Genomic DNA, 26,853 nt, shown 5'->3' on the forward strand with positions numbered 1-26,853 from the left:
GCGGGGGCGGCGTAGTTAGGTACGCCTAACTACGGGCTCGATACCATGTGACCATGCCCGGGACGTCCTGCGCAACATGTTGCCGACGGCTTGTCGGAATCCTGATGGGAGCTCAGGCCGTGAGTGCCTCCAGGCCCGCGTCTGCCCAGCGCTCCCCCAGCCCCGTGAGGGTGACGTGCCGTACCTCGTCCGTGGTGTCGCCGACGGCGCGGTGGATGACGACCTGGAGCCGGTCCTCGGTCAGCTCCTCGACCTTGCCCTCGCCCCATTCCACGACGATCACCGAGTCGGGCAGGTTGACGTCGAGGTCCAGGTCCTCCATCTCGTCCAGTCCGCCGCCGAGCCGGTAGGCGTCCACGTGGACGAGGGGCGGGCCGTCGCCCAGGGAGGGGTGCACCCGGGCGATCACGAAGGTCGGTGAGGTGACCGCGCCGCGCACGCCGAGCCCCTCGCCGAGCCCGCGGGTCAGCGTGGTCTTGCCCGCGCCGAGCTCACCGCTGAGCATCACCAGGTCGCCCGCGCGCAGCAGCTTGGCCAGCCTGCGGCCCAGCTCCCGCATCTGCTCGGGCGAGGTGATCGTCAGCCGGGTCTCAGTGGGGTCCTGCGCTGCTGCTGGTGCTTCCATAGCCCATAACCGTAGCCCCTGCGGGCACCGCACCCGCGCGGGTGAGCAGGTCGGCGAGGCGGTCGGTGACCACTTCCGGGTGTTCCAGCATCACCAGGTGCCCGGCGTCCGGGACGAGGACCAGCTCTGCCTCGGGCAGCAGGTCGGCTATGGCCTCGCTGTGCCCGCTCGGCGTGACCAGGTCCTGGACGCCGGCCAGGACCAGCACCGGCATGTCCCGGAAGCAGGCGAGCGCCTCGGTCTTGTCGTGGTCGGTGAAGGCCGGGTAGAACTCGGCGACCACGTCGATCGGCGTGGACTCGATCATCCGCTCCGCGAACCGCTCGACGGCCGGGTCGAGGTCCCGCCCCGCGAACGAGTACCGCTTGATGATCCCGGCGAACAGCTCGGCGGTGGCCCGGCGCCCCTTCTCCACCAGCTCCGCCTGCTGCCCGAGCGCCTTCAGCACCCCGGGCAGGATCCGGCGCACCGCGTTGACGCCGGCCACCGGCAGCCCGAAGTTGACCTCGCCGAGCCGCCCGGACGAGGTGCCGACGAAGGCGGTGGCGACGACCCGGTCCCGGATCAGCCCGGGGAAGTGGGCGGCGAGCGCCATGATCGTCATCCCGCCCATCGAATGGCCGACCAGCACGATAGGGCCCTCCGGCACGGCGGCGTCCAGGACGGCCTTCAGATCGCGGCCGAGCTGGTCGATGGTGAGCGGCACCCGGTCCCGGACCTGGGCCATGCCCCGCCCGGAGCGGCCGTGGCTGCGCTGGTCCCAGTGCACGGTCCGTACGACGCCGCGCAGGGCCGCGCGCTGGAAGTGCCAGGAGTCCTGGCTGAGGCAGTAGCCGTGGCAGAAGACGACGGTGACGGGGGCGGGGGCCTTACGGCCGAAGAGCCGGCGCCGGCGTGGCGAGACGTTCGGACCCGGGTCGGGCTCGACCTCGTCGACCTCGTAGTACAGCTCGGTGCCGTCGTCGGCGGTCGCCTTGCCGGGGGTGCCGCGCAGGGTGCCGTAGGGGCCCGCGGAGTCCAGCGCCAGCCGGGCCTTCCTGCGCATCCCGCGGCCCACCGTCATCCGCTCGACGGCGACGCCGGCCGCCGCGCCCGCGGCGAGCACGCCTATCGCGGCACCGGCGATGCCGGTCGCCCTGCGCCAGTTCCCGGCCGCCCCCGCGGCGGAGGCGGCGGCCGCCGAGGCGACGACGTCCGCCATGGCCTCCGCACTGCTCTCGCTCACGTACCGCTCCTCTTCGCCGTACTGCAGTTCGCTTCGTGGGTGCGACCGATGGTGCCTGTGCTGCCCCTGGAACAGGTATGACCGGTGTTACACGTGACCTGGGTCGCGTCTGTCGAACCGGTTACCGGAGCCCTTTCCCATTCACATGAACGCGGTCACATGGACGCGTTGCCTGGGCGCATTCAGATGGACGCGTTTACATAGACGCGCGGAACCCGGGTTCCGATCCGCGTGACGATTTCGTACGCGATCGTGCCGCAGGCCTGCGCCCAGTCCTCGGCGGTGGGCTCACCGCGGTCGCCGGGCCCGAACAGCAGGGCCTCGGTGCCCACCTCGGGCTCGTCGCCGCCGAGGTCCACCACGAACTGGTCCATGGCCACCCGGCCGGCGACCGTGCGCCACTTGCCGTCGACCAGCACCGGACCGGTGCCGGAGGCGTGCCGGGGGATGCCGTCGCCGTAGCCCATGGGGATGAGGCCGAGGGTGGTCTCGCCGGGGGTGACGTAATGGTGGCCGTAGCTGACCCCGTGCCCGCCCGGCACGTGCTTGACCAGCGCCAGCGAGGCGCTGAGCGTCATCACCGGGCGCAGCCCGAAGTCGGCCGGGGTGCCCAGTTCCGGGCTGGGCGAGATGCCGTACATGGCGATGCCGGGGCGGACCAGGTCGAACTGGGTCTCGGGCAGGGTGAGCGTGGCGGGCGAGTTGGCGATGTGCCGCACCTCGGGGCGCACGCCCTGCTCCTCGGCGTACGCCAGCATCTCCCGGAAGCGGGCGAGCTGGGCGGTGATGGAGGGATGGCCGGGTTCGTCGGCGCAGGCGAAGTGGGACCACAGCCCGGTGACGCGGACCAGTCCGTCGGCCTCGGCGCGCAGAGCCGCACGGACCAGCTCGGCCCAGTCCTCCCCCGGCTGGCAGCCGTTGCGGCCGAGTCCGGTGTCGGCCTTGAGCTGCACGCGCGCGTGCCGTCCGGCCTCCTTCGCGGCCGCGACGGCCTCCCGCAGGGCCCACATGCCGCTCACCGAGACGTCGATGCCGGCCTCGATCGCCTGCCGCCAGGGGCCGCCCGGCACCCACAGCCAGCACAGGATGCGGCCCTCCAGCCCGGCCGCGCGCAGCGCGAGGGCCTCCTCGGGCGTGGCCGTGCCGAGCCAGGTGGCGCCCGCCGCGAGGGCCTCGCGGGCGCACGGCAGCGCCCCGTGGCCGTAGCCGTCGGACTTCACTACGGCCATCATGGCCGCGTTCGGCGTCCGGGCGCGCAGGGCACGCACGTTGGCCCGCAGGGCGCCCAGGTCGATCTCGGCGCGGGCGCGCAGGGGGGCGGTCGGCACAGTCGCAGTCTCACTCATCGCGCCCCCAGTGTCTCAGAGGGCCGTTCGAGCCCCGGTCGCAGTCTCGGGTCCCCGGGTCTCAGGTACCCGGCCGCCGCCCCCACACGTAGACGTGGTCGCCGTTCTTCAGCACGTCCCACAGGGTGCGGGCGTCGCCGAGCTTCAGATTCACGCAGCCGTAGGAGCCGACGGTGGTGTAGATGCTGCCGTAGACGGCGTGGAACGCCTCGCCGCCGTCGAAGAACTGGGCGTACGGCATGGGCTGGTCGTAGAGGGTCGACCAGTGGTTCTTGTGCCGCCAGTAGACGGCGTGCCAGCCCTTGCGGGTGACGTGCCCCGTGCGCCCGCTCCGCATGGGCACCGGCCCGAACACCACCTTGGAGCCCTTCTGCACCCAGGTGAGCTGACGGTCGAGATCGACGCAGGCGACCTTGTACGACCGGACGGGGCACTTCTTGGCGGCGTTCGGGTTCTTCCTCGCCGCGACGAGCATCATGGTCGACCAGGTGACGGGGCCGGCGAACCCGATGGCGGGCTTGATCTTGTACTTGACCTGGAACGCCCGGATGGCCTTGCAGTCGGCGGCGGACTGCTTCCCGTCGACCTTCAGCTGCAGCCACCGCTCGACCTGCCGCTGATAGGGCCCCACCTGCTTGCTGCACGCCACCTTGACGACGGCGTCGGACAGCGGCACGTACTCGATGAGGTCGTACGCCCCCGGCGCCGCGGCCTCGGGTTCCACGGCGTCCTCTTGGGCGCTGGGCGTGTACACCTTCGGCGGCAGCGCCTGGTCGGGCGTGTCGATCTGCCACGGCTGCCCGGGCCCGGGCGCGAGACCGGGGACGAGTTCGGGGGCGGGGGCCGGGGCGGGGGGCACGGGGGCGCCGACCGCGGGGCTGACCGTGGGTGCGCTGGCCGTGCGGGCGCCGGCCTCTGGGTATGCCACGGCGGTGCCGGCCGCAGTCAGGGCCGTCGCGGTGGCGAGCAGCACCGCGACACCCCTGGACGCGATTCGTCTGCTGATCATTCGATCAGCCAAGCGCGGGGCTCCGCCGGATCCGGGGTGCCGCGCGGGAGGGTCACCCGGGGGACGGACCTGGATGCGTCGGTCGTCGGCCGGGTGCGGGTGCCGGTGCGTGGGAGCCGGGTTCCGTGGGGTGACGGCTGTCGCCCAGGTGCGGGTACGTGGTGGGGCGGGTTCCGTGCGGGGCGGGGACGGCTGTCGTCCAAGTGCGAGTACGTGGTGGGGCGGGTTCCGTGCGGGGCGGGGACGGCTGTCGTCCAAGTGCGGGTACGTGGTGGGGCGGGTTCCGTGCAGCGCGAGGACGGCTGTCGTCCAAGTGCGGGTACGTGGTGGGGCGGGTTCCGTGCGGGGCGGGGACGGCTGTCGTCCGGGTACGGGTGCGCGGGGGCTGGTCGCGCAGTTCCCCGCGCCCTTCGGGGCGCTGCCCCGCCGCAGCGGCGGGGCAGTCGTGCCGCTGGGCGGCACGGGTGGGCGCTGGGGCGCCCCCTCTACAGCGCGTGCACGTCCCTCCACGCCTGCGGAATCCGGTCGGCCACGTCATGCGCCCCCGCCGGTGCCCCGTCCGATGCGAACCGCCCGGCCAGGCCGTGCAGATACGCCGCCGCGCTGCCCGCGTCCAGGGCCGAGAGCCCCGATGCCAGCAGCGACCCGGCGAGTCCCGACAGCACGTCACCGCTCCCGGCCGTGGCCAGCCAGGACGTCCCCGTGGCATTCATCCGTACGGCCCCGCCCCCGGCCTCGGCGACCAGGGTCGTGGACCCCTTCAGCAGCACCGTCGCCCGGTACACCGCCGCCAGCTCCCGCACCGCGGCCAGCCGGGCTCCCTCGACCTCCTCCCGGCGCACGCCCAGCAGCGCGGCCGCCTCCCCGGCATGGGGTGTCATGAGCGTCGGCGCCGTACGCCCGCGCACCGCGTCCCGCTCGGCCAGCCGCAGCCCGTCCGCGTCGATCAGCACCGGCACGTCCGCCCCGAGCACCTCGGCCACGGTCACCGCGTCTTCCCCGGCCCCCGGCCCGACCACCCAGGCCTGTACCCGCCCCGCCTTCGCCGGCCCCCGGTCGGACACCAGCGTCTCCGGGTATCGGGCGATGACCGCCTCCCCGGCCGGCCCGACGTACCGTACGGCCCCCGCTCCGCCCCGCAGTGCGCCGGAGACGGCGAGCACGGCGGCGCCCGGATAGCGCGCGGAACCGGCGGCGATGCCGACGACGCCCCGCCGGTACTTGTCGCTCTCCGCGGCCGGCACCGGCAACAGCCGTGCCACTTCGGCGTGTTGCAGGGCCTGCAGCTCGGGCTCGGCGGGCAGTTCGAGACCGATGCCGACCAACCGCACCACTCCGGCGTACTCCCGCCCCGGATCGATCAGCAGCCCTGGCTTGTACGTCCCGAAGGTCACCGTCAGATCGGCCCGGATCGCGGCGCCCCGCACCTCCCCGGTGTCCGCCTCGATCCCACTCGGCAGGTCCACGGCCACCACGGCGGCCCGGGACCGCGCGGCGATCCCGGCCAGAGCCTCGGCCTCGGGCCGCAGCCCGCCCTTGCCGCCGATCCCGACGATCCCGTCCACGACGAGGTCGGCCCGCTCGATCAGCCCGTCGGCGGAACCGGCCGGGGCGACCGTGCCCCCTGCCCGCCGCAGCGCGGCCAACCCGCCCGTGTGCGCCCGCTCGGGTGTCAGGAGTACGGCCGTGACCCCGGCCCCGCGCCGGGCCAGCCGCGCCCCCGCGTACAGCGCGTCCCCGCCGTTGTCGCCACTGCCGACGAGCAGCACCACCCGACTGCCGTACACCCGTCCGAGCAACTCGGCGCAGGCGGCGGCCAGTCCCGCGGCGGCCCGCTGCATCAGCGCACCCTCCGGCAGCCGCGCCATCAGCGCCCGCTCGGCCGCCCTTACCGTCTCCACGCTGTACGCACTCCGCATGGCACCGAGTCTGCCCCGGAACGGCCGTCACCCACACCCGGACGCTCAGCCCTCGGCGACCACCACGGCCGAGGCGACGCCCGCGTCATGGCTGAGCGACACATGCCAGGACCGCACGCCCAGCTCCGCGGCCCGCGCGGCCACGCTGCCCGCCACCCGCAGCCGGGGCTGCCCGCTGTCCTCGACGTACACCTCGACGTCGGTCCAGTGCAGCCCGGGCGGCGCCCCCAGCGCCTTCGCCAGGGCCTCCTTGGCGGCGAACCGGGCCGCGAGCGAGGCGATCCCGCGCCGCTCCCCGCTGGGCAGCAGCAGCTCCCGCTCCACGAACAGCCGATCGGCCAACCCGGGCGTCCGCTCCAGCGACGCACGGAACCGGTCGATCTCGGCGACGTCGATCCCCACTCCGATGATGCTCATGCCGGGCAGCCTACGATCGCGCGCCCGGCGGACCGCCCACCTGCCGAAATCCAACTGCCGCGCCGGACGCGTGCCCTCTACGCTCCGTCCATGACGTCGTCGCAGGCCTATCTCTCCGCGCTCTTCTCGCTTCACGGCCGTGTCGCCGTGGTGACCGGAGGCAGTTCCGGCATCGGCCGGGCCATCGCCGGGGCGCTCGCGCGAGCGGGCGCGAGCGTGGTCGTGGTCGCCCGCACCAAGGAGCAACTGGAGGAAACCGTCGGCGAGTTGACGGCGGACGGTTGCCGGGCCGCCTGGATCGCGGCAGACCTGAGCACCCGTCACGGCGTGCGCGCGGCGGCCGAGGAGGCGGCCGGTGTCTTCGGTGAGCCGGACATCCTCGTCAACTCCGCCGGGATCAACCTGCGGCCGCCGATGGGCGAGCTGGGTGAGGACGTGTGGAACACCACCATGGCCGTGAACCTGGAGGCGCCGTTCCTGCTGGGGCAGCGGTTCGGGCCCGGCATGGCGGAGCGCGGCTTCGGCCGCATCATCCACATCACCTCCCAGCAGGCCCACCGCGCCTTCGTGCAGAGCGGCGCGTACGGCGTGTCGAAGGGCGCGCTGGAGTCGCTGGCCCGCTCGCAGGCCGAGGCCTGGTCGCCGTACGGCGTCACGGTCAACACGCTGGTGCCGGGGTTCGTGATGACGCCGCTCAACCAGCGGCTGTCGTCCGACCCGGAGAAGGTGGCCGCCCTGGCCGCCCGCACGATGACCGGACGCAACGGCCTCGCCGAGGACTTCGAGGGCGCGGCCGTCTTCCTCGCAAGCCCTGCCTCCGCCTACGTCACAGGCCAGTCGATCTTCATCGACGGCGGCCTGTCGGTCCATTGAGCCGCCACCCGATGCCCGCGGACCGCCCCGAGGCACTGCTCATCGGCGGCCGTGCGGGGGTCGGCAAGACGACCGTCGCCTGGGAGGTCTCCGCGGTGCTGCGCCGCTCGGCCGTCGCGCATGCCGTGGTGGACGGGGACTTCCTGGGCCAGGTGCACCCCGCCCCGGAGGACGACCCGCTCCGGAGCGGGATCACCGAGGCCAATCTGACCGCGGTGTGGGCGAACTTCGTCGCCCGCGGCTACCGGCGTCTGGTCTACACGAACACCGTCAGCGTGCTGCCCGCGGCGACCGGGATGTTCGAGCGGGCGATGGGCGACCGCGTGCGGATCGTACGGGTACTGCTCACGGCCACCGACGCCACCGCCCGGGAGCGTCTCGTCCGGCGCGAGATCGGCTCGGAACTGGAGGAGGAGCTGGCCGGCAGTGCGCGCAAGGCCCGGCTGCTGGACCGGGACGCGCCTGCGCACGTCGTGCGGGTGCCGACGGACGGCAGGACCGTCGCGGACATCGCCGAAGAGGTGCTGGCCGCCACCGGTTGGGGCGGCCGACACCTCTCCTGACCTGCGGCCCGCACCGCTCCTGCCCTGCGGGCGGTGCTACTCCACCGTGACCGACTTCGCCAGGTTGCGCGGCTGGTCGACCTCGTTGCCGCGGGCGGTGGCCAGCTCGCAGGCGAAGACCTGGAGGGGCACGGTGGCCACCAGCGGCTGGAGCAGGGTGGGGGTGGCCGGGATGCGGATCAGGTGGTCGGCGTACGGGACCACCGCCTCGTCGCCCTCCTCCGCGATCACGATCGTGCGCGCCCCGCGGGCCCGGATCTCCTGGATGTTGGAGACGATCTTGTCGTGCAGCACCGAGCGACCGCGCGGCGAGGGGACGACGACCACGACCGGCACGTCCTCCTCGATCAGCGCGATCGGACCGTGCTTCAGCTCGCCCGCCGCGAAGCCCTCGGCGTGCATGTAGGCGAGCTCCTTGAGCTTCAGCGCGCCTTCCAGCGCGACCGGGTAGCCCACGTGCCGGCCGAGGAAGAGGACCGTGTTCTTCGACGCCAGGCTCCGGGCCAGCTCGCGCACCGGCTTCATCGTCTCCAGGACCCGCTCGACCTCCACCGAGATCCGGGACAGGTCCTTGATCACCACCTGGATCTCGTCGCCCCACTTGGTGCCCCGCACCTGCCCCAGATACAGCGCCACCAGGTAGCAGGCCACCAGCTGGGTCAGGAACGCCTTCGTGGAGGCGACGGCGACCTCCGGCCCGGCGTGCGTGTACAGCACCGCGTCCGACTCGCGCGGGATCGTCGAGCCGTTGGTGTTGCAGATCGCCAGTACCTTGGAGCCCTGCTCGCGGGCGTGCCGCAGCGCCATCAGGGTGTCCATGGTCTCGCCGGACTGGGAGATGGCGATGACCAGGGAGCGGCCGTCCAGGATCGGGTCCCGGTACCGGAACTCGCTGGCCAGCTCCACCTCGCACGGGATACGCGTCCAGTGCTCGATGGCGTACTTGGCGATCAGGCCGGCGTGGAAGGCCGTACCGCACGCGACGATGACGACCTTGTCGATCTCCCGCAGCTCGGAGGGCGAGATACGGACCTCGTCCAGCGTCAGCGAACCCGACGGGTCGATACGGCCCAGCAGCGTATCGGCGACCGCCTTGGGCTGCTCGGCGATCTCCTTGAGCATGAAGTAGTCATAACCCCCCTTTTCCGCGGCGGAGGCGTCCCAGTCCACGTGATAGCTGCGGACCTCGGCCGGGCGGCCGTCGAAGCCCGTCACCGTCACGCCGTCGCGGCGCAGCTCCACCACCTGGTCCTGGCCCAGCTCGATCGCGGAGCGCGTGTGGGCGATGAACGCGGCGACGTCCGAGGCCAGGAACGCCTCACCCTCTCCAACGCCCACCACCAGCGGCGAGTTCCGCCGCGCCCCGACGACCACGTCCGGCTCGTCGGCGTGCACCGCGACCAGCGTGAACGCGCCCTCCAGCCGCCGGCACACCAGCCGCATGGCCTCCGCGAGGTTCCCACAGGAGGAGAACTCCTCGGCCAGCAGGTGGGCGACGACCTCGGTGTCCGTCTCGGACGTCAGTTCATGGCCACGCTCGGCGAGTTCGGCCCGCAGGACCGCGAAGTTCTCGATGATGCCGTTGTGGACGACGGCGACACGCCCCGCGTTGTCGAGATGCGGATGGGCATTGGCGTCGGTCGGCCCGCCGTGTGTGGCCCAGCGGGTGTGGCCGATGCCCGTCGAGCCCGTCGGCAGCGGCCGTTCGACCAGTTCCTTCTCCAGGTTGACCAGTTTCCCGGCCCTCTTCGCCGCGGCAAGCCCGCCGTCGGCCAGCACGGCGACACCCGCCGAGTCGTAACCCCGGTACTCCAGCCGCTTCAGCCCGGCCATCACGACATCGAGCGCCGACTGCGACCCTACATATCCAACGATTCCGCACATGGGCCGCAGCCTACGACCCGGGAACGGCCCGAACTGGCCTCCGCCTGCCCGAAATCGGAAATTCCCACCGTCGTACGAAGGCCGGACTGTGATCGAATGGCCGTCAGTGACGACCGACAGGGGAGCCTCGGTGAGCGAGCCGTACCGCGAGGTGTACTACTACGACTTCGAGGAGGACTTCGGGCTCAGCGGGCTTACGGGGACCGTGCGTTCCGGCGCCGACCCGCGGTCCGTACTGGCGCACGCGGGGCGGGCCGCCGCGGAGGACGAGGACTACCGCCTCGGCACCGACGTACGCCTCCTGCTCGACTCCCCGCTGCCGGACGACGCGCTCGGCGCCCTCTGGGCCGCGCTCACCGCTGGCGGCTTCGACCCCTCCGGCCACGGCATCGCCCCGCGCGCCTGGTTGCGCCGGCTGGCCGAGACGTGCCCGGCCTGCACGCCGGTCCGGTCCCCGGTGACGCTGAAGGTCCTTAACGAGAGCCGCCCGGTGATCACGGAGGAGGAACTGCGCGCGGCCGTACGCGCCGAGCTGCCGTCGGCCGCCTCCGCCCCCGTGCCACCGGACATCGTCCGCACGCTCCGCCGGATCGTCGACGACGTCGACGCCGGCCTCGGCCTTCGGCTGCTGCTGCGCGTCCTCAAGGCGTACGCCGTGCCGGTGGGGAAGGAACAGTACGACCGGCTGGTGGGCCTCGGCGACCGGCTGGCCTACCCCGGCGCCGCCGTGTTCGAGGGCCTGACGGTGCACTGCCCGCCGCTCGACGCGGGCAAGCGGGACTTCGCGTCCCGCTTCGGGCTGCCGTTCCTCGCCGCGATGTTCCACGGGGAGTACGACGACTGGCGCTGGTACGGGACGGGCACGCCCCGGGAACACATCGTCCGGCTGGTCCGCGCGGACGCCGGTATCGCCCCCGGTACCCAGGCCGCCGTCCTTCTCCAGGACGTCCGGCGCCTGCTGGATTCGCCGCTGTCCGACGCGGCGGTCACCGCCCTGTGGCGCACGGCCTCGGCACGCCGGTACGCCACCGAGACCTTCGACGCCGACGGCCGGACGTGGCTGCGGGAGATCGCCGGGGCGTGCACCGAACGCCTGGCGGAGGTCGCCCCCGACCACACCCCGGCCGTGTCGCCGCCCCGGACCGACCTCAGGGACCAGGTGCTGCTCGCCGTCGGGGACGTCACCGGGAAGGCCGCCGGCGTCGTGGGCGTGCTCCGGGAGACCGTGACGTCCGTCGACCCCGACCTGGGGCTGCGCTTCCTCCTCCAGATCCTGGCCGCGTACGACATACCGGTGACGCGGGCTCAGTACGCCCGCCACCGGCATCTCTGCGCCCGCCTCGGCTACCACCCGGAGTACGTCACCGACCGGGCGGGGCAACTGGTCGCGCGGGCGTGACGGACCCCACCCGCCGCCTTGTTCAAACTCCGTTAACAATGGACTGTGATCTCACCGGTCTCCTCGATGCCCCGGAGCGCCCACCGGCACAGGCCGGAGGCGACTCCCTACGTCGACCTCACCCGCGCCGAGTGGAGCGCGCTGCGCGACAAGACGCCGCTGCCGCTCACCGCCGAGGAGGTGGAGAAGCTGCGCGGTCTGGGCGATGTGATCGACCTGGACGAGGTGCGGGACGTCTACCTCCCGCTCTCCCGGCTCCTCAACCTCTACGTCGGCGCCACGGACGGCCTCAGAGGCGCGCTGAACACCTTCCTCGGCGAGCAGGGCTCCCAGTCCGGCACCCCGTTCGTCATAGGCGTCGCCGGCTCGGTCGCCGTGGGCAAGTCCACCGTCGCCCGACTCCTCCAGGCCCTGCTCTCCCGCTGGCCGGAACACCCGCGCGTGGAGCTGGTGACGACGGACGGCTTCCTGCTGCCCACCCGGGAGCTGGAGGCACGCGGCCTGATGTCGCGGAAAGGTTTCCCCGAGTCCTACGACCGCCGGGCCCTGACCCGTTTCGTCGCCGACATCAAGGCGGGCAAGGGCGAGGTCACGGCCCCCGTCTACTCCCACCTCATCTACGACATCGTCCCGGACCGGAAGCTCACGGTCCGCCGCCCCGACATCCTGATCGTCGAGGGCCTGAACGTCCTGCAGCCCGCCCTGCCCGGCAAGGACGGCCGCACCCGGGTGGGCCTCGCCGACTACTTCGACTTCAGCGTGTACGTCGACGCGAGCGCCGAGGACATCGAACGCTGGTACCTCAACCGCTTCAGGAAGCTGCGTCAGACCGCCTTCCAGAACCCCGACTCGTACTTCCGCAAGTACACCCAGGTCTCGGAGGAGGAGGCCCTCGACTACGCCCGCACCCTCTGGCGGACCATCAACAAGCCCAACCTGGTCGAGAACATCGCCCCCACCCGCGGCCGGGCCACCCTCGTGCTCCGCAAGGGCCCGGACCACAAGGTGCAGCGGCTGAGGCTGCGCAAGCTGTAGTACGGCTGACGGAGGCGTGGCGGTCCCGGCCGGCACCGCCGGCACGCTCACGCTGCCGGCCCAGGAGTGGCTGTGGGCCAGGCGGTGTGAGGGTACGGCCGAGCGGGGCGGCCTGCCGAGCCGGGGCGGCTAGAAGATGCCGCTCCCCACCTCGCAGCCGTTGCCGGTGGGGAAGATGTCACCCGGGTCGGCGGACACCACGTCGAAACCGTCGCCACAGGTCACCGTGTCGCCGCCCGTACCGTCGTGCACGTTGATCGTGTCGTTCCCGCCCCCGCCGTTGACGGTGTCCGTGCCCGTGCCGGCGTTGATCGTGTCGTTGCCGGTGCCGCCGTTGACGATGTCGTTGCCCGGACCCGCGTCGATGACGGACCGGATCCCGGTGCTGTTCGTGACCGTGTCGTCCTGGTCCCCCACCGATATGGTCAGCTGACCGACAGAACCGGCGGACCCGCACCGGGCGGTGGTGGCGGTGAGCTGCGTGCAGCCCGGTCCGGCCGTGACGCCCGACAGGTCCTCCATGATCAGCAGACCGCCGGACACACTGGCCGTGACCTGATTCTTCACTCCGGCAGCCGCGCTGAGCACGACGCTCCCCCCGAAGCGGGTCACCGTGGAGCCGGGTGCCGGGGCGGCGGAGGCCGGCGTGGCGAACGCGGTGACGGCCAGCCCCGCGGCCAGGGCCGGACCGGCCACCCGCCGCACAGTGCTGCTCAGGATCTTCATGACTGTTTCCTCTCCCGTCGGGACGAGAGCCGCGCGCTGCGGCCTCTCGACGGCAAGTCAAACAATCAGTGACCAGGCATGCACTCCTTGTTACTCCGTGCAGCCCCGGGTCAGCCCAGCGCCGACTTCACGGCATCGGCCAGCCGCCCGGCGACGGACCGCGCCTGATCGATGTCCGCGGCCTCGACCATCACCCTCACCAGCGGCTCGGTCCCGGAAGGCCGCAGCAACACCCGCCCGGTCTCCCCGAGTTCACGCTCGGCCTCGGTCACGGCGGCGGCGAGCTCCGCCGACGTCCTCACCCGCGACTTGTCCACGTCCGGCACATTGATCAGCACCTGCGGCAGCCGCTCCATCACGGACGCCAGCTCCCGCAGCGTACGGCCGGTCTCGGCGACCCGCGCCGCCAGCAGCAGCCCGGTCAGCGTGCCGTCACCGGTGGTCGCGTGGTCGAGGATGATGACGTGCCCGGACTGCTCGCCGCCGAGCGCGTACCCGTGCTCCTTCATCTCCTCCAGGACGTACCGGTCGCCGACGGCCGTCTGGATCAGCCGGATCCCGGCCTGTTCCATCGCCAGCTTGAAGCCCAGGTTGGACATCACGGTGGCGACGACCGTGTCGGCCCGCAGCGCGGAGCGCTCCCGCATGGACAGGGCCAGCACGGAGAGGATCTGGTCGCCGTCGACCTCCTCGCCGGTGTGGTCCACGGCCAGGCACCGGTCGGCGTCGCCGTCGTGCGCGATGCCGAGGTCGGCGCCGTGCTCGACCACCGCGGCCTTGAGCTGGTCCAAGTGGGTCGAGCCGCAGCCGTCGTTGATGTTCAGACCGTCCGGCTCGGCGCCGATCGTGATCACCTGAGCGCCGGCCCGTGCGAACGCCTCCGGCGAGACCCCCGAGGCCGCGCCGTGCGCTTCGTCCAGGACGATCTTCAGTCCGTCGAGCCGGTTCGGGAGGACGGAGAGCAGGTGGCCGACGTACTGCTCGAAGCCCTCGTCGTACGACCGCACGCGGCCCACGCCCGCACCCGTCGGCCGCTCCCACGGCTCGCCGTGCCGGTGGGAGTCGTACACCGCCTCGATCCTGTCCTCCAGCTCGTCGGCGAGTTTGTGGCCGCCGCGGGCGAAGAACTTGATGCCGTTGTCCGGCATGGCGTTGTGGCTGGCGGAGAGCATCACGCCCAGGTCGGCGCCGAGCGCACCGGTCAGATGCGCCACCGCGGGCGTCGGCAGCACACCGACGCGCAGCACGTCCACGCCTGCGCTGGCCAGGCCCGCGACCACGGCCGCCTCCAGGAACTCCCCGGACGCCCGCGGATCCCGACCGACCACCGCCGTCGGCTTGTGACCCTCGAAGGTGCCCGCCTCGGCCAGCACGTGGGCCGCCGCAACGGACAGGCCGAGCGCCATCTCGGCCGTCAGGTCCGCGTTGGCGATACCGCGCACGCCGTCCGTGCCGAAGAGTCGTCCCACTTGTCCTCCTGAGGAAACTGCGATCACACAAGCCGTTGAGCGGCTGAGCGTCTCGTGTCGTTATACGCCCTTGCCTGGGATAAACGAACGCCCCGACGGCACATGTGGCGTGCCGCCGGGGCGTTCGGAGTACGAGCAGGCGGCGCTTAGCGCTTGCTGTACTGCGGAGCCTTGCGGGCCTTCTTCAGACCGGCCTTCTTGCGCTCGACCGCACGGTCGTCGCGCTTGAGGAAGCCGGCCTTCTTCAGCGGGCCGCGGTTGTTGTCGACGTCGGCCTCGTTCAGGGCACGGGCGACACCGAGGCGGAGGGCACCGGCCTGACCGGAGACACCGCCACCCGCGATGCGGGCGATGACGTCGTAACGGCCCTCGAGCTCGAGCACCTTGAAGGGCTCGTTGACTTCCTGCTGGTGCACCTTGTTCGGGAAGTAGTCCTCGAGGGTGCGACCGTTGATCTTCCACTTGCCGGTGCCCGGGACGATCCGGACGCGGGCGATGGCGTTCTTGCGGCGGCCCAGGCCGGCGGCCGGCTGGGGCTCGCCGAAGCGGGAGGCCAGGGACTCCGAGGTGTACTCGCCCTCGACGGGGACCTCGGACTCGGTGGTGTAGCTCTCGATGTCGATCTCTTCGATCGGCTGCTCGGCAGTGGTCTCGGCCACGATTCTCCTCAGATTCTCTTCAGTCTTAGGGGGTGGCCGGACTTACTGCGCGACCTGGGTGATCTCGAACGGCACCGGCTGCTGGGCAGCGTGCGGGTGCTGGTCGCCCGAGTAGACCTTCAGCTTCGTGAGCATCTGACGGCCCAGGGTGTTCTTGGGGAGCATGCCCTTGACGGCCTTCTCGATGGCCTTCTCAGGGTTCTTCGCGAGCAGCTCGTCGTAACGGACGGAGCGCAGACCACCCGGGTAGCCGGAGTGGCGGTACGCCATCTTCTGGGTCCGCTTGTTGCCGGACAGGTGCACCTTGTCGGCGTTGATGATGATGACGAAGTCACCAGCATCGACGTGCGGCGCGTAGATCGGCTTGTGCTTGCCCCTCAGAAGGGTCGCTGCGGTGGTGGCGAGACGGCCCAGGACAACGTCCTGAGCGTCGATGACGTGCCACTGGCGCGTCACATCGCCGGGCTTGGGGCTGTACGTACGCACGGTTCGTAGCCTTCGCTTCGAGTGAATGGTCCTGAACAGGTCACCGAAACGATCACGACAGCCTGGACCGCACTGCGGCGACGCATACCGCGTACGTGGGGTCGCTGGTCATCGGCCCGGTGGACCGGTGTAAGGGCCCGTCCCGTGAGAATGAGCAAGCCAATACACAACGAACAAGCAGAATACCGGGGTCGTCGGTGAGGGTCAAAACGAGCGATCGGCGTGCTCACCCCCGCCCCCCGTCTAAGATGCGCCCCATGAGTTACGGGCAGGGGGGACCCCAGTCTCAGTGGGATCCCTGGAAACCGCATTCCCAGCAGACCTGGAACAGTGGCGGTGACGACGGGACCCCGGACTGGGCGGCGCTCGCCGAGGCATCGGAGACCCGCCACAAGCGCCGCAAACTGCTGTTCGTAGGCGCCGGCGCCGTCGCCACGATAGCCGTCGGCACCGCCGTGGCCATGGCCGTCGTCTCCGCGAACAACGACACCAACGCCTCGGGCGGCCCCACCAACCTGCCCGCCAGCGCCTCCGTGCCCAGCGGCTCGGCCACGCCGTCCTTCGCGCCCACCAGCGCCCCGCCGCCGCTGGATCCGAGGGACTTCATAGCCAGCGCCAAGAAGGACACCGCCCCGCTCAGCGCCGACACCCTCTTCCCGGGCACCCAGCTCACCATGGGCGACACCGTGTACAAGAAGGGGGCCACGGCCGACACCACGAACTGCGGCTCCGCCGCCAGCGGCAATCTGCCGAAGATCCTCACCGCGGGCGGCTGCACCCGCCTGATCCGCGCGACCTACACCAACGGCGGCATCGCGATCACCGTCGGCGTCGCCGTCTTCGACGACCAGGCGCAGGCCACGAAGGTCAGGAAGCAGGCCGCCAAGAAGGCCGTGGTGCGCTCCCTGCCCGGCAAGGGCGTCAAGAACTTCTGCAACGCCGCGGTCTGCCTGACGACCACGAACGCGGTCGGCCGCTACGCCTACTTCACCACCGGCGGCTTCCTCGACGGCAAGAACGTCACCAACAAGGACACGAAGGTCTTCCGCGCCGGCACCGACCTGCAGCAGTTCACCTTCAACCAGATCTACCGCCGCGGCCAGGCCCAGGCGTCGGCAGCCGCCACCGGATGACCCAGGCGGGTCAGCCGCTCCCCCCGCACACCGGCCGTCCCACATCGGCCACCACCACGAACGCCCGGGGGAACCGGCCCATGCCCATACGCACGCACACCGCCCGGGACACCGGCGCAGCCCGGCCGGACGCCAAGGCCGCAGTCCCCGTCACCCGTGGCACCTTCCGCGACGACCGGGCCGACGCCTGCTGCGCCCTCGGCGTCGAGGGCGTCGCCAGGGGCGCCCCGGCCGTTTCCCTGACGCGCCACGGCGACGACGACACCGCGGCCGACGGCCGTCTCGGCATCCGCCGGAGCACCGGGACCAGCACGCTCGCCCGGTCCGCCACCGCTCCGGGGGCCGTCGTCGGCGCAGGCCTGAGCCCCGGCGGCACCCCGGCCCCCGTCGCCGCCCTCCGCGACGACCGGGCGGGCGGTCGCCTCGTCCTCGGCGTCGAAGGCGTCACCCGAGGCAACCCGGCCGTCGCCGTCCCGCTCCTCCTGAAAGCCGCGTGACCCCGTGCGCATGCGAGGGCGTGTCGGGCTGTTGGGGGCCGCAGCGGGAGCCGCGTTGGGTGGTCCGGCGGCGGTGTGGGCCTGGTCCGAGTGGGCCGGGGGCGACGGACGGGCGCCGGTGCTCGTGCCCGGTGATCTGCGGCATCGCGATCCGCGTGCCACCCCCGCCGCGCGCCGGGTGTACGCGCTGCTGGCCGGGCTGGAGAACGACGCGCGCCGGGGACGCCCGAGCCGGACGGTGATCGGGCAGCACGTGGAGCTGCACAACGAGCGGTACAACGCGGAGTACGGCGACTACCGGGGGACGAAGCAGCCGGGCTACTACTACCGCAAGGCCCGGGACATCACCGGCCGGCTGCCCGCCTTCGTGGAACTCGACCTGGGGCCGGGGTACGGGCAGCCGGGCTGGGCGGTGGGTGAGGCACGGTCCTACTCGCGCGCCTGGCCGAGCTGCCGCCGCATGTGGGGCTACGCGGAGGACGCCGTCGACCTCGCCGTGGGCGTGTGGGCAGGGCTGCCCCGCCCGGCGGACGGCTCGTACCGCCCCTCCGGCACACACACGGAATGCGCCTCCGGCACGGAGGTCGCCCTGCCCGACAACGGCGGAGCCCCGGCGGGCATCGTCGGGTTCTCCTTCCACCAGCCCTATCCGGGCAGTCCGGTCAAGGGCTTCCCTCAGACTCTGTGCCGCAACTCGCCCGCCGCGCAGGATCCCGGCTGGTTCGGCCGGGTGATCACCGAGGGCACCGCCGAGCACGGGGCCCTGCTGCACGACCTGGACTACCTCGCGGACCACCTGGGCTACCTGGCCGCCCGGGGCGTACCGGTGCTGCTGCGGCCGTACCACGAGATGAACACGAAGCCCGGCCACGGCTTCTGGTGGGCGGGGCAGGATCCGGCCGCGTACCGGAGGCTGTGGCGGCTGACGCACGACTACCTGGTGCACCACCGGGGCCTGCACAACCTGATCTTCGTCTGGGCCCCGAACTCCTGGGACGGCTCCTACGGCACCGGACCCCGGCCGTACTACCCGGGCGGCGCGTACGTGGACATCGTGGGCGTCGACGACTACAGCGGGAGCCCGGCCCGGCCGTACGGGCCCGGCGCCTGGACCGAGGTCTGGTACCGGGGCCTGGAGGAGTACGCCAGGCCCCGGATCATCGCCGAGTCCTTCCATGTCCCGCTCAACACGCACCAGCCGCACACCCTGTCCCGCACGCCGTGGGCGCTGTGGACGGTGTGGGGCCAGGCACTGACGTATGAGAACGTCTCCGAGCCGCGGCACAGAAACACCTCGGCCGACGTGAAACGGACGTACGCGTCTTCCCAGGTGATCACGGCCGAAGAGTGGCGGTCACTGCCCATGACGGCACATGACCCCAAGGCGTCACTTGGTTAATTTTTGAACACACCTTCCTCACAGTGTTTTCTTGCCTCGCACATACATGTAAGGATCAGTCAACTGTTCGGCCAGTGGTTTGGGCGCCTGGGGGGGCATCTGAGCGGCGCGTGGCCGAGACGCCGAAGAAGGCGTCGGGGGGCAGAAAACCCGAAGTTCATGTCGTGGTGCGCACCGTTGCGCCACGACCGAGATCGCTGCCGCCTCGACGCGCCGACCGATCTCACGGGAGTTCCCTAGTCGTCATGGCATCGACACTGGTCGAGGGGGGCGTGCCGCATTCGCGGCACAATCAGAAGCTGGCCCAGCGCACCGCGGCGTGGAAGCCGGGCATCGTCCCGTTCCTGCTGCCTTTCATCCTGTTGGTCGCCTTCGGGCTGTGGACCTACCAGCCCAGCTCATCGCCGCTGAGCTGGATCCTGACCATCGTCTGGTCCCTGCCGGTGGTCGGTGTCATGGTGGGCATCCAGGGTGCCCTGCTGATCCGCCGCCGGATCCGGCAGAGTGACCGGATGGTCCCCCCGGTACCGGCCGAACAGGACTTCCTGATCGTGCTGTGCCCCACCATCGGACGGCACGACACCTACCCGGCCCTCGAACGCTCGATCCTGTCCTACGTCGAGCACCTGCCGGAGTGGTTCCCGTACATGCGCGTCGACATCCTCACCGAGGAGGGCTGCGAGGCGGCCGCGGACATCGACCGGCTCGCCGACTCCCACCCGCTGATCCGGGTGATCACCGTCCCCAAGGACTACGTCCCCGCCAACGGCACCCGCTTCAAGGCCCGGGCCAACCACTACGCCCACGAGCTGCGCATCGAGGAGGGCGAGGCCCACGACCACGTATGGGTGCTGCACATGGACGACGACACAGGTGTGGGGCCCGACACCGCCTCCTCGCTCGCCCAGTTCATCAACCGGCAGCGCCGTGCCCACCCCGACGAGGCCAAGCACATGGCCCAGGGCATCCTCACCTACCCCCGCGAGAACGCGGTCAACATGTTCACCTGGCTCGCGGACGCGGTGCGCCCCGCCGACGACATCGCCCGCTTCCGCGCACTGACCGGCATGGGCACCCCGGCCGCCGGCGTGCACGGCGAGCTGCTGGTGCTGCGCGCCTCCGTCGAGGCCACCATCGGCTGGGACTTCGGCCCCAAGGAGATCGTCGAGGACGCCCGTCTCGCGCTGACCTTCTGCCGGATGTACCCGGGCCGCAGCGACTGGTTCAACGGCCGCTGCTACGGCGCCTCCCCCGCCACTGCGGAGGACTTCGTCAAGCAGCGCGACCGGTGGGCCTGGGGCCTGGTGGCGCTGTGCTGCAACAAGGCCGTGCCCTGGCGCTACCGCTGGTTCCTCTCGATCTGCGTGGCCACATGGATACTCGGCCCGCTCCAGCACATCGCGGCCGTGCTGCTCTTCGGCTGGCTCATCAACGACATGAACACCTCGCCCGTGACCCAGTCCGTGGTCATCCTGTGGGCCCTGAACTTCGCCTATGTCATCTGGACGTACTGGGAGGGGCTGCGGCTGAACGCCCTCTCCTCGGTCAGCGGCCGGCGCAAGTGGTGGGAGCCGATCGTCGTGGTCGCTCTCATCCCGGTCTTCTCCGTGCTGGAAGGGCTCGGCGGCTTCAAGGGCTTCCTCCGGTTCGTCCGGCGCGAGGAGAACAAGTTCGTCGTGATCGCCAAGCCCGCCTGACCCTCCGGAAGACACCACTGACATGCGTTCGCGACTGCCCCTGCTCGCCATCTTCCCGGTGACGGTCCTCACCATCGTGCTGGGCACCCCCTTCGTCCTCGGCAACCACCCGGTGCGCTGGGACTCGGGCTCGGCCCTGCCCAAGATCGTGATCGGCGACGACAAGGACTCCTCCACATCCCCCGGCCACTCCGGCGGTACGGCGTCGGCGTCCTCCTCGTCCGGCTCCCCCTCCTCCGCCACCGATGCCCTCAAGGTCGCCAAGCCCTGGAAGGCGGGCATGGCGCAGTGGGGCGTACAGCTGTATTGGGAGGAGGAGAAGAAGCAACGGTCCGACACGTTCATCGAGAACCAGGCCCGCAAGCACGCCAAGTACCTCATCGGCCTGGGCGCCAACTCGGTGTCCGTCTCCTTCCCCTTCTTCATCCAGAACTCCACCTCCAACACGCTCTCGGCCGGCGCCAAGACGCCCTCGCCGGAGCGGCTCCAGCGGGTGTTGAAGGTGTTCCGGGACGCCGGTTTCCGCACCACGGTCCGCCCGGTCCTGGACGAGGGCACTTTGAAGCAGGCCAACGGCTGGCGCGGCGACATCGAGCCCGCCTCCCGCTCCGCCTGGTTCGCCTCGTACAAGAAGTTCCTCACCCCGTACCTCCAGGCGGCCGAGGGCGCGAAGGCGAACACCTTCGTGATCGGCACGGAGCTGAACTCCCTGGAGGGCGACCCGGGCTGGGAGCCCCTGGTCTCCTACGCCGAGAAGAGCTTCTCCGGTGAGGTCTCCTACGACGCCAACTGGGACAACTACGTCTCCGGCCGGATCAACATGCCGGTCAACCACCTGGGCGTCGACGCCTACTTCCCCGTGAAGGTGCCGGACACCGCCCCCGTCTCGGACCTGGTCAAGGGCTGGGACAACTGGCTGGACAGGAAGGCCACCGGCCCGCTGTCCAAGATCCTGGTCTCGGAGACCGGCATCGGCGCCATGAACGGTGCCTACCACGCCCCCGGCGACTTCTACGCCAGGCGGGCCGTCAACCCCAAGGTGCAGGCCAACTGGTACAAGGCCGTCTGCCAGGTCGTCCAGGAGCGCAAGATGCAGGGCATCTACTGGTGGTCGCTCTGGTTCGACGACGACCCGAACACCAAGCCAGACGACAAGGTTGCCTCCCGGCTCGACTTCGCCGGACGGCCCCTCTCCGAGGCGGCCATCAAGTCCTGCTTCACCTCTGACTACGCAGGACCCGGCACCGCCCCTACAAGCTGACCGAGCGGAGGCAGTCATGCAAGAAGCCATCATCCTGGTGGGCGGCAAGGGAACGCGCCTGCGCCCGCTGACCAACCACACCCCCAAGCCGCTGCTCGACGTGGCGGGCTCCTCCTTCATCCGGCACCAGATCGCCAAGCTGATGGACGCGGGCGTCGAGCACGTGGTGTTCGCCACCTCGTACCTCGCCAGCCTCTTCGAGGAGGAGTTCAAGGACTTCTCCCAGAACCTGGAGATCTCCTACGCCGTCGAGGAGGTCCCGCTCGGCACGGGCGGGGCGATCCGCAACGCCGGACGTCTGCTGCGCGGCACCACGGCCGACGCGCCCGTCCTGATCCTCAACGGCGACATCCTGTCCGGTGTGGACCTGCGCGCCGTCCTGGAGCGGCACGAGGCACGCGACGCGGACGTGACCTTGCACCTCACCCGGGTCCCCGACCCGCGCGCCTTCGGTCTCGTCCCCACCGACGAGACCGGCCGGGTGCTGTCCTTCCTGGAGAAGCCGAAGACGCCCGAGGAGTGCGTCACCGACCAGATCAACGCCGGCTGCTACGTCTTCCGCCGGTCCGTCCTGGACGCCATCCCGGCCGACCGGGAGGTCTCGGTCGAGCAGGAGACCTTCCCGCAGCTCGTCGCCGCGGGGCGGCGCGTGTTCGGCCACACCACGGAGGACTACTGGCGCGATCTCGGCACGCCGCTGGCCTTCGTCCACGGCTCCGCCGACCTGGTCACGGGCGCGGCGGCCTCGCCCCTGGTGGCGGCGCCCGCCGAGGCCCTGATCCACCCCACGGCCACGGTCGACCCCACCGCCCGCGTCACGGGCGGCTCGACGGTCGGCCCGCACGCCGTCATCGGCCCGGACGTGGTCGTCGACCGTTCCATCATCGGCGCGCGCGTCACCGTGGCCGAGGGCGCGCAGATCCACGAGTCGGTGGTCGACCACGACTCCTCGATCGGCAGCGAATCGTTCCTCCGCGAGGTCGTGGTGGGCTGCCACTCGCACGTCGGCGCGCAGAACGAGCTGCCCGCCCAGCTGCGGCTGTCGTGCGGCATCCGCATTCCCGCCCAAGGGGTGCGCGTCAGCGGTACGGCTGTCGCCTGCCCGACGGTCCACTGAAGTCGCCGGCCAGCCCGGACAGTTACTGGAGAACCGTGACCCGCCATCGCTCAACGGCCGCGCAGACAGAGCGTCTTCGCAAGTACCGGCCGGACATTCAGGGCCTGCGCGCCGTGGCCATCATGATGGTCGTCAGCATGCACTGCGGCATCCTCGACATCCACGGCGGCGTGGACGTCAGCTTCGTGCTCAGCGGCTTCCTCATCGGCAGCCAGCTCCTGGCCGAGATCGACAAGACCGGCAAGGTGTCCCTGAGCAAGTTCTGGGCCCGCCGGTTCAGACGGCTCGCGCCGGGCATGGCGATCACCATCACCGCCACGGCCATCGTGTCGTGGATCTACGTCAGTCCGTTCCGCTTCCGTGACTACATGACCGACGGACTCAGCGCCTCGGTGAGCCTGATCAACTGGCGCCTCGCCGAGAACGGCACGGACTACTTCGCCAACGACGGCAGCCAGTCCCCGTACCAGCACTTCTGGTCGCTGGGCATCGAGGAGCAGTTCTACCTGGTCGCCCCCATCGCGCTCGTCGTCATGGTCTGGCTCAGCCGGCTGATCTTCCGCAACCGGGTCCTGGTGGCGCTGTTCCTGATGGCCGTGGTGGGCGGCTCGTTCTACCTGGGCTACACGCTGACGACCAAGAACCAGCCCATGGCCTACTTCAGCACCACCAGCCGCATCTGGGAGCTGGCCTTCGGTGTCCTGCTCGCCCTGAGCGCACAGCTCTTGTCGCGCATGAACACCGGGGTGGCGGGCGTCCTCACCTGGTTGGGTCTCGGCACGCTCATCGTCACCGGCCTCCTCATCACCAAGGAGACCCCGTTGCCGGGCTACGCGGTGGCCGGTCCCCTGCTGGGCGCCGGCATGGTCATCGCCGGCGGCTGTGCCGCTCCGAGCTTCGGCGCGGAGAAGATCCTCGACAACCCCGTCTTCAACTTCGTCGGGAACGTCAGCTACGGCTGGTATCTCCTGCACTGGCCGCTGCTGATCCTCTTCCCCAGCATCATCGACCGGGAGTTCGGCTACTCCGACCGTCTCCGGGTGGCAGTCCTGTCCTTCCTGCTGGCCATCGTCATGCACTACATGGTCGAGAAGCGGTTCAGGGAGAACGTGAAGCTCGTCGCCACCCCCTGGCGGGGTGTGGTCACCGGTGGCGCGCTGACCGCCTCCACGGTCGCCGCCATGGTGGTCGCCCTGCACGTGATCCCGCTCAACCTGGCCGTCGGCTCCGCACAGGGCAGTGCCGCGGCCCTGGGCTACCAGGGCACCGCCTCGGTGAGGGCCGCCGTCGCCAAGCGGGCCAAGCCCGAGATCACCCAGAACGACCTGCTGAAATCACCGAAAGACCAGACCGCGCACGGCTGCATCGACAACATCGACGTCACGAAGTTCGTCATGCGCGACGACTGCGTCATCGGAGACCGGGAGGGCAAGCGCACGGTCGTCGTCTTCGGCGACTCGCACTCCTGGCAGTGGGGCAACGCCTTCCAGGAACTCGGCGAGAAGCTGCACGCGAAGATGGTGACCGTGGCGAAGGGCGGCTGCAGCCCCGAGGACTACGAGATCACCCGGGAGGACCTCGGGCGCGAGTACACCGAGTGCACCAGCTGGCGGCAGTCGGCCCTGGCGTACATCAGCGGGCTCAAGCCGGACGTCATCGTCGTCACGAACCGCGTCCAGCCGACCGCCACCCGCTCGGGTGCCGAGAAGACGTTCGACGCGCTCAAGGCCACGGGCGCCCGGCTCGTCTACATGACCGACACCCCGTACCCGGGCTTCAGCGTCCCGGACTGCCTGGCCGAGAACGGCAAGGACCCCGCTTCCTGCACCACCAGAGCCGACAAGGTCGTCGACCACCCGGAAAACCGTGCCCTGGAGCGCGATGTGGCCGAGGAGAACGGGGCCAAGGTCATCGACACGATCCCCGCCTTCTGCTCGGACGGATACTGCCCCGCAGTCATCGGCGGGAAGGTGGTGTACTTCGACTACAGCCACATGACGGGCAGCTACGCGCGGTCCTTGGCCCCCTATCTGCAGCCAACCCTGAAGAAGGCCCTGGCCGGCTGATCCGTCAGTCGGCCCGGACCCTCAGCCGGCGCGCCTGCCGCTGACGCTCCAGAAGCCGGTCGTCCGCCGGATAGGCGACCTCTTCCAGCGTCAGCCCGTTCGGGCGGACGACGTGCACGGCGCTGTCCCTGACGCCTGCGTCGAGGACCCGCCGCGGCCACTCCACATCGCGGTGGCCGTCGCCCACGAACAGCAGCGCGCCGACCATGGAACGCACCTGGTTGTGGCAGAAGGCGTCGGCGCGGACCTCGATCTCCACGATGCCGTCCGCACACCGGCGCGCCCCGAAGTCGAGGACCTCGCGGATCGTCGTCGCCCCCTCGCGTTTCTTCGCGTACGCCGCGAAGTCGTGCTCCCCGACGAGGGACTTGGCGGCGGCGTCCATGGCCTCGACGTCCAGGGGCCAGTCGTGCCAGAGGACGTGGTTGCGGAGCAGGGGGTCGACTCCCCCGGGGTTGTCGGTGACGCGATACACGTAGCGCCGCCAGATCGCGGCGAAGCGGGCGTTGAAGCCGCTCGGCGCCTCCCTGAGCGCCCACACCCGCACATCCTTGGGCAGCCGTCCGGCGAGCCGCTTGAGCAGCTTCTCGTGGTGCTCCCGCCAGACCCCCTCGGGCAGATCGACGTGCGCCACCTGCCCCCGCGCGTGCACCCCGGCGTCGGTGCGTCCGGCGACGGTCAGCTCGTACGTCTCCCGGGACCGGGTGACGGTCCGCAGCGCGTCCTCGATCTCCCCCTGCACGGTCCGCCTGCCGCCGGCCTGCTTGGCCCAGCCGTGGAAGCCGGTGCCGTCGTAGGAGAGGTCGAGACGGACACGGACGTAACCGGGCTGTACTTCACTCACCCTTAGATCCTCTCAGGTACGCAAAAACGGGCCCGCCCGGTGAAGGGCGGACCCGCTCAGCTCAAGGCAGAGCCTCAGGCCTCCGTCGACTCCTCGGCGGGAGCCTCGGTGGCGTCCTCGGCCTTGGTCTCCTCGACCTTGGCCTCCTCGGCCTCCTTGACCGCACGCTTGGTGGCGGCCTCGGCCTCGCCGGTGGCCTGCTGCGCGACCGTCAGCGCCTCGACCAGCTCGATGACAGCCATGGGCGCGTTGTCGCCACGGCGGTTACCGATCTTGGTGATGCGGGTGTAGCCACCCGGACGGTTCTCGTAACGCGGGCCGATCTCGGTGAAGAGCGTGTGGACGATGCTCTTGTCCGTGATGACCTGAAGCACCTGACGGCGGTTGTGAAGGTCGCCCTTCTTCGCCTTGGTGATCAGACGCTCGGCGTACGGCCGCAGGCGGCGTGCCTTCGCTTCGGTGGTGGTGATACGGCCGTGCTCGAACAGCGACTTCGCGAGGTTCGCGAGGAGCAGCTTCTCGTGCGCGGCGCTGCCGCCCAGACGGGCACCCTTGGTGGGCTTCGGCATTGTTCTTCTCCTGTGTGTCTGCCCCGGCCGTGTCAGGTACCGGAGTCAGTATCCGAGCAGGCGGGTTTACCTGTCGGAGATCCGGGGTCCGCTTGCGCGAACCCCGGAGGTGGTGGAGATCAGTACTGCTCGGTCTCCACGAAACCCGCGTCCGCGTCGTCGTCGGCGCCGAAGGCGTCGGCAGCGGCCGTGGGGTCGAATCCGGGCGGGCTGTCCTTCAGGGCCAGGCCCATGCCGGCCAGCTTCGCCTTGACCTCGTCGATGGACTTCGCACCGAAGTTGCGGATGTCCAGCAGGTCGGCCTCGGAGCGGGCGACGAGCTCACCCACGGAGTGGATGCCCTCACGCTTGAGGCAGTTGTAGGAGCGGACCGTGAGCTCCAGCTCCTCGATCGGCAGCGCGAGGTCGGCGGCCAGGGCGGCGTCCGTGGGGGACGGGCCCATGTCGATGCCCTCGGCGTCGATGTTGAGCTCACGAGCCAGACCGAACAGCTCGACCAGGGTCTTGCCGGCCGACGCCATGGCGTCACGCGGACGCATGGCCTGCTTGGTCTCGACGTCGACGATCAGCTTGTCGAAGTCGGTGCGCTGCTCGACACGCGTGGCCTCGACCTTGTACGTGACCTTCAGCACCGG

The 26,853-nt window shown here is 70.9% G+C and carries 25 protein-coding genes; 11 read left to right on the forward strand and 14 right to left on the reverse strand.

The features are described from left to right. Positions 1-112 precede the first annotated feature (112 nt). From tsaE to AB0M27_RS17740, 6 genes are all read right to left on the reverse strand, one after another. The gene (gene tsaE / locus AB0M27_RS17715; protein WP_365722648.1) at positions 113-625 is read right to left on the reverse strand and encodes a tRNA (adenosine(37)-N6)-threonylcarbamoyltransferase complex ATPase subunit type 1 TsaE; all 513 of its coding nucleotides are present in this window, start codon (positions 623-625) and stop codon (positions 113-115) included. Continuing rightward, a complete protein-coding gene (locus AB0M27_RS17720) occupies positions 591-1,850 on the reverse strand; it encodes an alpha/beta hydrolase (protein ID WP_365722650.1) in 1,260 nt (419 codons plus the stop codon). Before AB0M27_RS17720 ends, tsaE begins: the two co-directional genes overlap by 35 nt. Before the next feature lie 182 nt (positions 1,851-2,032). Further along, complete coding sequence (alr, locus tag AB0M27_RS17725; RefSeq protein WP_365722652.1) at positions 2,033-3,196, reverse strand: alanine racemase; 1,164 nt, start codon at positions 3,194-3,196, stop codon at positions 2,033-2,035. Positions 3,197-3,257: 61 nt separating this feature from the next. Continuing rightward, on the reverse strand, positions 3,258-4,205 hold the full coding sequence (locus AB0M27_RS17730) for a L,D-transpeptidase family protein (RefSeq protein WP_365722654.1): 948 nt from the start codon (positions 4,203-4,205) through the stop codon (positions 3,258-3,260). Between the two features lie 485 nt (positions 4,206-4,690). Next, the gene (locus AB0M27_RS17735; protein WP_365722656.1) at positions 4,691-6,124 is read right to left on the reverse strand and encodes an NAD(P)H-hydrate dehydratase; all 1,434 of its coding nucleotides are present in this window, start codon (positions 6,122-6,124) and stop codon (positions 4,691-4,693) included. A 45-nt stretch (positions 6,125-6,169) separates the two neighbouring features. Next, entirely contained in the window at positions 6,170-6,541 is a 372-nt protein-coding gene (locus tag AB0M27_RS17740) for a holo-ACP synthase (RefSeq protein ID WP_365722658.1), read from the reverse strand. A gap of 90 nt (positions 6,542-6,631) precedes the next feature. Here AB0M27_RS17740 and AB0M27_RS17745 point away from each other — a divergent pair, with 90 nt between their 5' ends. Both AB0M27_RS17745 and AB0M27_RS17750 read left to right on the forward strand, forming a co-directional pair. Further along, positions 6,632-7,414 carry an SDR family oxidoreductase gene (locus AB0M27_RS17745; RefSeq protein WP_365722660.1) on the forward strand — a complete coding sequence of 261 codons (783 nt, stop codon included), beginning with the start codon at positions 6,632-6,634 and terminating at the stop codon, positions 7,412-7,414. 11 nt (positions 7,415-7,425) lie between these two features. After that, complete coding sequence (locus AB0M27_RS17750; RefSeq protein WP_365722662.1) at positions 7,426-7,977, forward strand: hypothetical protein; 552 nt, start codon at positions 7,426-7,428, stop codon at positions 7,975-7,977. A gap of 36 nt (positions 7,978-8,013) precedes the next feature. Here AB0M27_RS17750 and glmS read toward each other — a convergent pair whose 3' ends face one another. Next, positions 8,014-9,861 (reverse strand): glutamine--fructose-6-phosphate transaminase (isomerizing), encoded by a 1,848-nt coding sequence (gene glmS / locus AB0M27_RS17755; RefSeq protein ID WP_365722664.1) that lies wholly within the window; start codon positions 9,859-9,861, stop codon positions 8,014-8,016. Positions 9,862-9,991: 130 nt separating this feature from the next. Between glmS and AB0M27_RS17760 the strand changes: the two genes are divergently transcribed. Both AB0M27_RS17760 and coaA read left to right on the forward strand, forming a co-directional pair. After that, entirely contained in the window at positions 9,992-11,260 is a 1,269-nt protein-coding gene (locus AB0M27_RS17760; RefSeq protein ID WP_365722668.1) for a hypothetical protein, read from the forward strand. Between the two features lie 45 nt (positions 11,261-11,305). Continuing rightward, complete coding sequence (gene coaA / locus AB0M27_RS17765; RefSeq protein WP_365722670.1) at positions 11,306-12,295, forward strand: type I pantothenate kinase; 990 nt, start codon at positions 11,306-11,308, stop codon at positions 12,293-12,295. Positions 12,296-12,424: 129 nt separating this feature from the next. On the opposite strand, the gene AB0M27_RS17770 is transcribed toward coaA, so the two are convergent. The 4 genes from AB0M27_RS17770 to rplM all read right to left on the reverse strand — a co-directional run bounded on the left by AB0M27_RS17770 (position 12,425) and on the right by rplM (position 15,635). Further along, positions 12,425-13,021 carry a hypothetical protein gene (locus tag AB0M27_RS17770; protein ID WP_365722672.1) on the reverse strand — a complete coding sequence of 199 codons (597 nt, stop codon included), beginning with the start codon at positions 13,019-13,021 and terminating at the stop codon, positions 12,425-12,427. Positions 13,022-13,131: 110 nt separating this feature from the next. After that, positions 13,132-14,490, reverse strand: a complete 1,359-nt coding sequence (glmM, locus tag AB0M27_RS17775; protein WP_365722674.1) for a phosphoglucosamine mutase — start codon at positions 14,488-14,490, stop codon at positions 13,132-13,134. Positions 14,491-14,636: 146 nt separating this feature from the next. After that, positions 14,637-15,149 carry a 30S ribosomal protein S9 gene (gene rpsI, locus AB0M27_RS17780; RefSeq protein WP_100827765.1) on the reverse strand — a complete coding sequence of 171 codons (513 nt, stop codon included), beginning with the start codon at positions 15,147-15,149 and terminating at the stop codon, positions 14,637-14,639. A 42-nt stretch (positions 15,150-15,191) separates the two neighbouring features. Next, positions 15,192-15,635 (reverse strand): 50S ribosomal protein L13, encoded by a 444-nt coding sequence (rplM, locus tag AB0M27_RS17785; protein ID WP_189978663.1) that lies wholly within the window; start codon positions 15,633-15,635, stop codon positions 15,192-15,194. A gap of 257 nt (positions 15,636-15,892) precedes the next feature. On the opposite strand from rplM, the gene AB0M27_RS17790 reads away from it, so the two are divergent. The 7 genes from AB0M27_RS17790 to AB0M27_RS17820 all read left to right on the forward strand — a co-directional run bounded on the left by AB0M27_RS17790 (position 15,893) and on the right by AB0M27_RS17820 (position 24,805). Continuing rightward, the gene (locus AB0M27_RS17790; protein WP_365722676.1) at positions 15,893-16,768 is read left to right on the forward strand and encodes a hypothetical protein; all 876 of its coding nucleotides are present in this window, start codon (positions 15,893-15,895) and stop codon (positions 16,766-16,768) included. Positions 16,769-16,848: 80 nt separating this feature from the next. Beyond that, the gene (locus AB0M27_RS17795; RefSeq protein WP_365722678.1) at positions 16,849-17,265 is read left to right on the forward strand and encodes a hypothetical protein; all 417 of its coding nucleotides are present in this window, start codon (positions 16,849-16,851) and stop codon (positions 17,263-17,265) included. Positions 17,266-17,275: 10 nt separating this feature from the next. After that, the gene (locus AB0M27_RS17800; protein ID WP_365722680.1) at positions 17,276-18,664 is read left to right on the forward strand and encodes a glycosyl hydrolase; all 1,389 of its coding nucleotides are present in this window, start codon (positions 17,276-17,278) and stop codon (positions 18,662-18,664) included. Between the two features lie 245 nt (positions 18,665-18,909). Next, entirely contained in the window at positions 18,910-20,361 is a 1,452-nt protein-coding gene (locus AB0M27_RS17805; RefSeq protein ID WP_365722682.1) for a glycosyltransferase family 2 protein, read from the forward strand. A 22-nt stretch (positions 20,362-20,383) separates the two neighbouring features. Further along, a complete protein-coding gene (locus AB0M27_RS17810) occupies positions 20,384-21,622 on the forward strand; it encodes a hypothetical protein (RefSeq protein ID WP_365722684.1) in 1,239 nt (412 codons plus the stop codon). A 16-nt stretch (positions 21,623-21,638) separates the two neighbouring features. Beyond that, positions 21,639-22,739, forward strand: coding sequence for an NDP-sugar synthase (locus tag AB0M27_RS17815; RefSeq protein ID WP_365722686.1), 1,101 nt, complete (start codon positions 21,639-21,641; stop codon positions 22,737-22,739). Positions 22,740-22,774: 35 nt separating this feature from the next. Continuing rightward, positions 22,775-24,805 (forward strand): acyltransferase family protein, encoded by a 2,031-nt coding sequence (locus AB0M27_RS17820; RefSeq protein WP_365722688.1) that lies wholly within the window; start codon positions 22,775-22,777, stop codon positions 24,803-24,805. 4 nt (positions 24,806-24,809) lie between these two features. On the opposite strand, the gene truA is transcribed toward AB0M27_RS17820, so the two are convergent. From truA to AB0M27_RS17835, 3 genes are all read right to left on the reverse strand, one after another. Further along, the gene (gene truA, locus AB0M27_RS17825) at positions 24,810-25,649 is read right to left on the reverse strand and encodes a tRNA pseudouridine(38-40) synthase TruA (protein ID WP_365722690.1); all 840 of its coding nucleotides are present in this window, start codon (positions 25,647-25,649) and stop codon (positions 24,810-24,812) included. Positions 25,650-25,723: 74 nt separating this feature from the next. Beyond that, positions 25,724-26,218, reverse strand: a complete 495-nt coding sequence (gene rplQ, locus AB0M27_RS17830) for a 50S ribosomal protein L17 (RefSeq protein WP_365722692.1) — start codon at positions 26,216-26,218, stop codon at positions 25,724-25,726. A 119-nt stretch (positions 26,219-26,337) separates the two neighbouring features. Continuing rightward, on the reverse strand, positions 26,338-26,853 hold a 516-nt coding region (locus AB0M27_RS17835), incomplete at its 5' end, for a DNA-directed RNA polymerase subunit alpha C-terminal domain-containing protein (protein WP_365722694.1).

This window comes from Streptomyces sp. NPDC052107, from assembly GCF_040680215.1.
GTDB lineage: Bacteria > Actinomycetota > Actinomycetes > Streptomycetales > Streptomycetaceae > Streptomyces.

Excerpts from the sequence above, each read along its gene's own strand:
- tsaE (WP_365722648.1), bottom strand. The coding sequence starts at position 625 with ATGGAAGCACCAGCAGCAGCGCAGGACCCCACTGAGACCCGGCTGACG.
- alr (WP_365722652.1), bottom strand. The coding sequence starts at position 3,196 with ATGAGTGAGACTGCGACTGTGCCGACCGCCCCCCTGCGCGCCCGCGCC.
- AB0M27_RS17730 (WP_365722654.1), bottom strand. The coding sequence starts at position 4,205 with ATGATCAGCAGACGAATCGCGTCCAGGGGTGTCGCGGTGCTGCTCGCC.
- AB0M27_RS17735 (WP_365722656.1), bottom strand. The coding sequence starts at position 6,124 with ATGCGGAGTGCGTACAGCGTGGAGACGGTAAGGGCGGCCGAGCGGGCG.
- AB0M27_RS17740 (WP_365722658.1), bottom strand. The coding sequence starts at position 6,541 with ATGAGCATCATCGGAGTGGGGATCGACGTCGCCGAGATCGACCGGTTC.
- AB0M27_RS17745 (WP_365722660.1), top strand. The coding sequence starts at position 6,632 with ATGACGTCGTCGCAGGCCTATCTCTCCGCGCTCTTCTCGCTTCACGGC.
- AB0M27_RS17750 (WP_365722662.1), top strand. The coding sequence starts at position 7,426 with ATGCCCGCGGACCGCCCCGAGGCACTGCTCATCGGCGGCCGTGCGGGG.
- glmS (WP_365722664.1), bottom strand. The coding sequence starts at position 9,861 with ATGTGCGGAATCGTTGGATATGTAGGGTCGCAGTCGGCGCTCGATGTC.
- AB0M27_RS17770 (WP_365722672.1), bottom strand. The coding sequence starts at position 13,021 with ATGAAGATCCTGAGCAGCACTGTGCGGCGGGTGGCCGGTCCGGCCCTG.
- AB0M27_RS17790 (WP_365722676.1), top strand. The coding sequence starts at position 15,893 with ATGAGTTACGGGCAGGGGGGACCCCAGTCTCAGTGGGATCCCTGGAAA.
- AB0M27_RS17795 (WP_365722678.1), top strand. The coding sequence starts at position 16,849 with ATGCCCATACGCACGCACACCGCCCGGGACACCGGCGCAGCCCGGCCG.
- AB0M27_RS17800 (WP_365722680.1), top strand. The coding sequence starts at position 17,276 with ATGCGAGGGCGTGTCGGGCTGTTGGGGGCCGCAGCGGGAGCCGCGTTG.
- AB0M27_RS17805 (WP_365722682.1), top strand. The coding sequence starts at position 18,910 with ATGGCATCGACACTGGTCGAGGGGGGCGTGCCGCATTCGCGGCACAAT.
- AB0M27_RS17810 (WP_365722684.1), top strand. The coding sequence starts at position 20,384 with ATGCGTTCGCGACTGCCCCTGCTCGCCATCTTCCCGGTGACGGTCCTC.
- AB0M27_RS17815 (WP_365722686.1), top strand. The coding sequence starts at position 21,639 with ATGCAAGAAGCCATCATCCTGGTGGGCGGCAAGGGAACGCGCCTGCGC.
- rplQ (WP_365722692.1), bottom strand. The coding sequence starts at position 26,218 with ATGCCGAAGCCCACCAAGGGTGCCCGTCTGGGCGGCAGCGCCGCGCAC.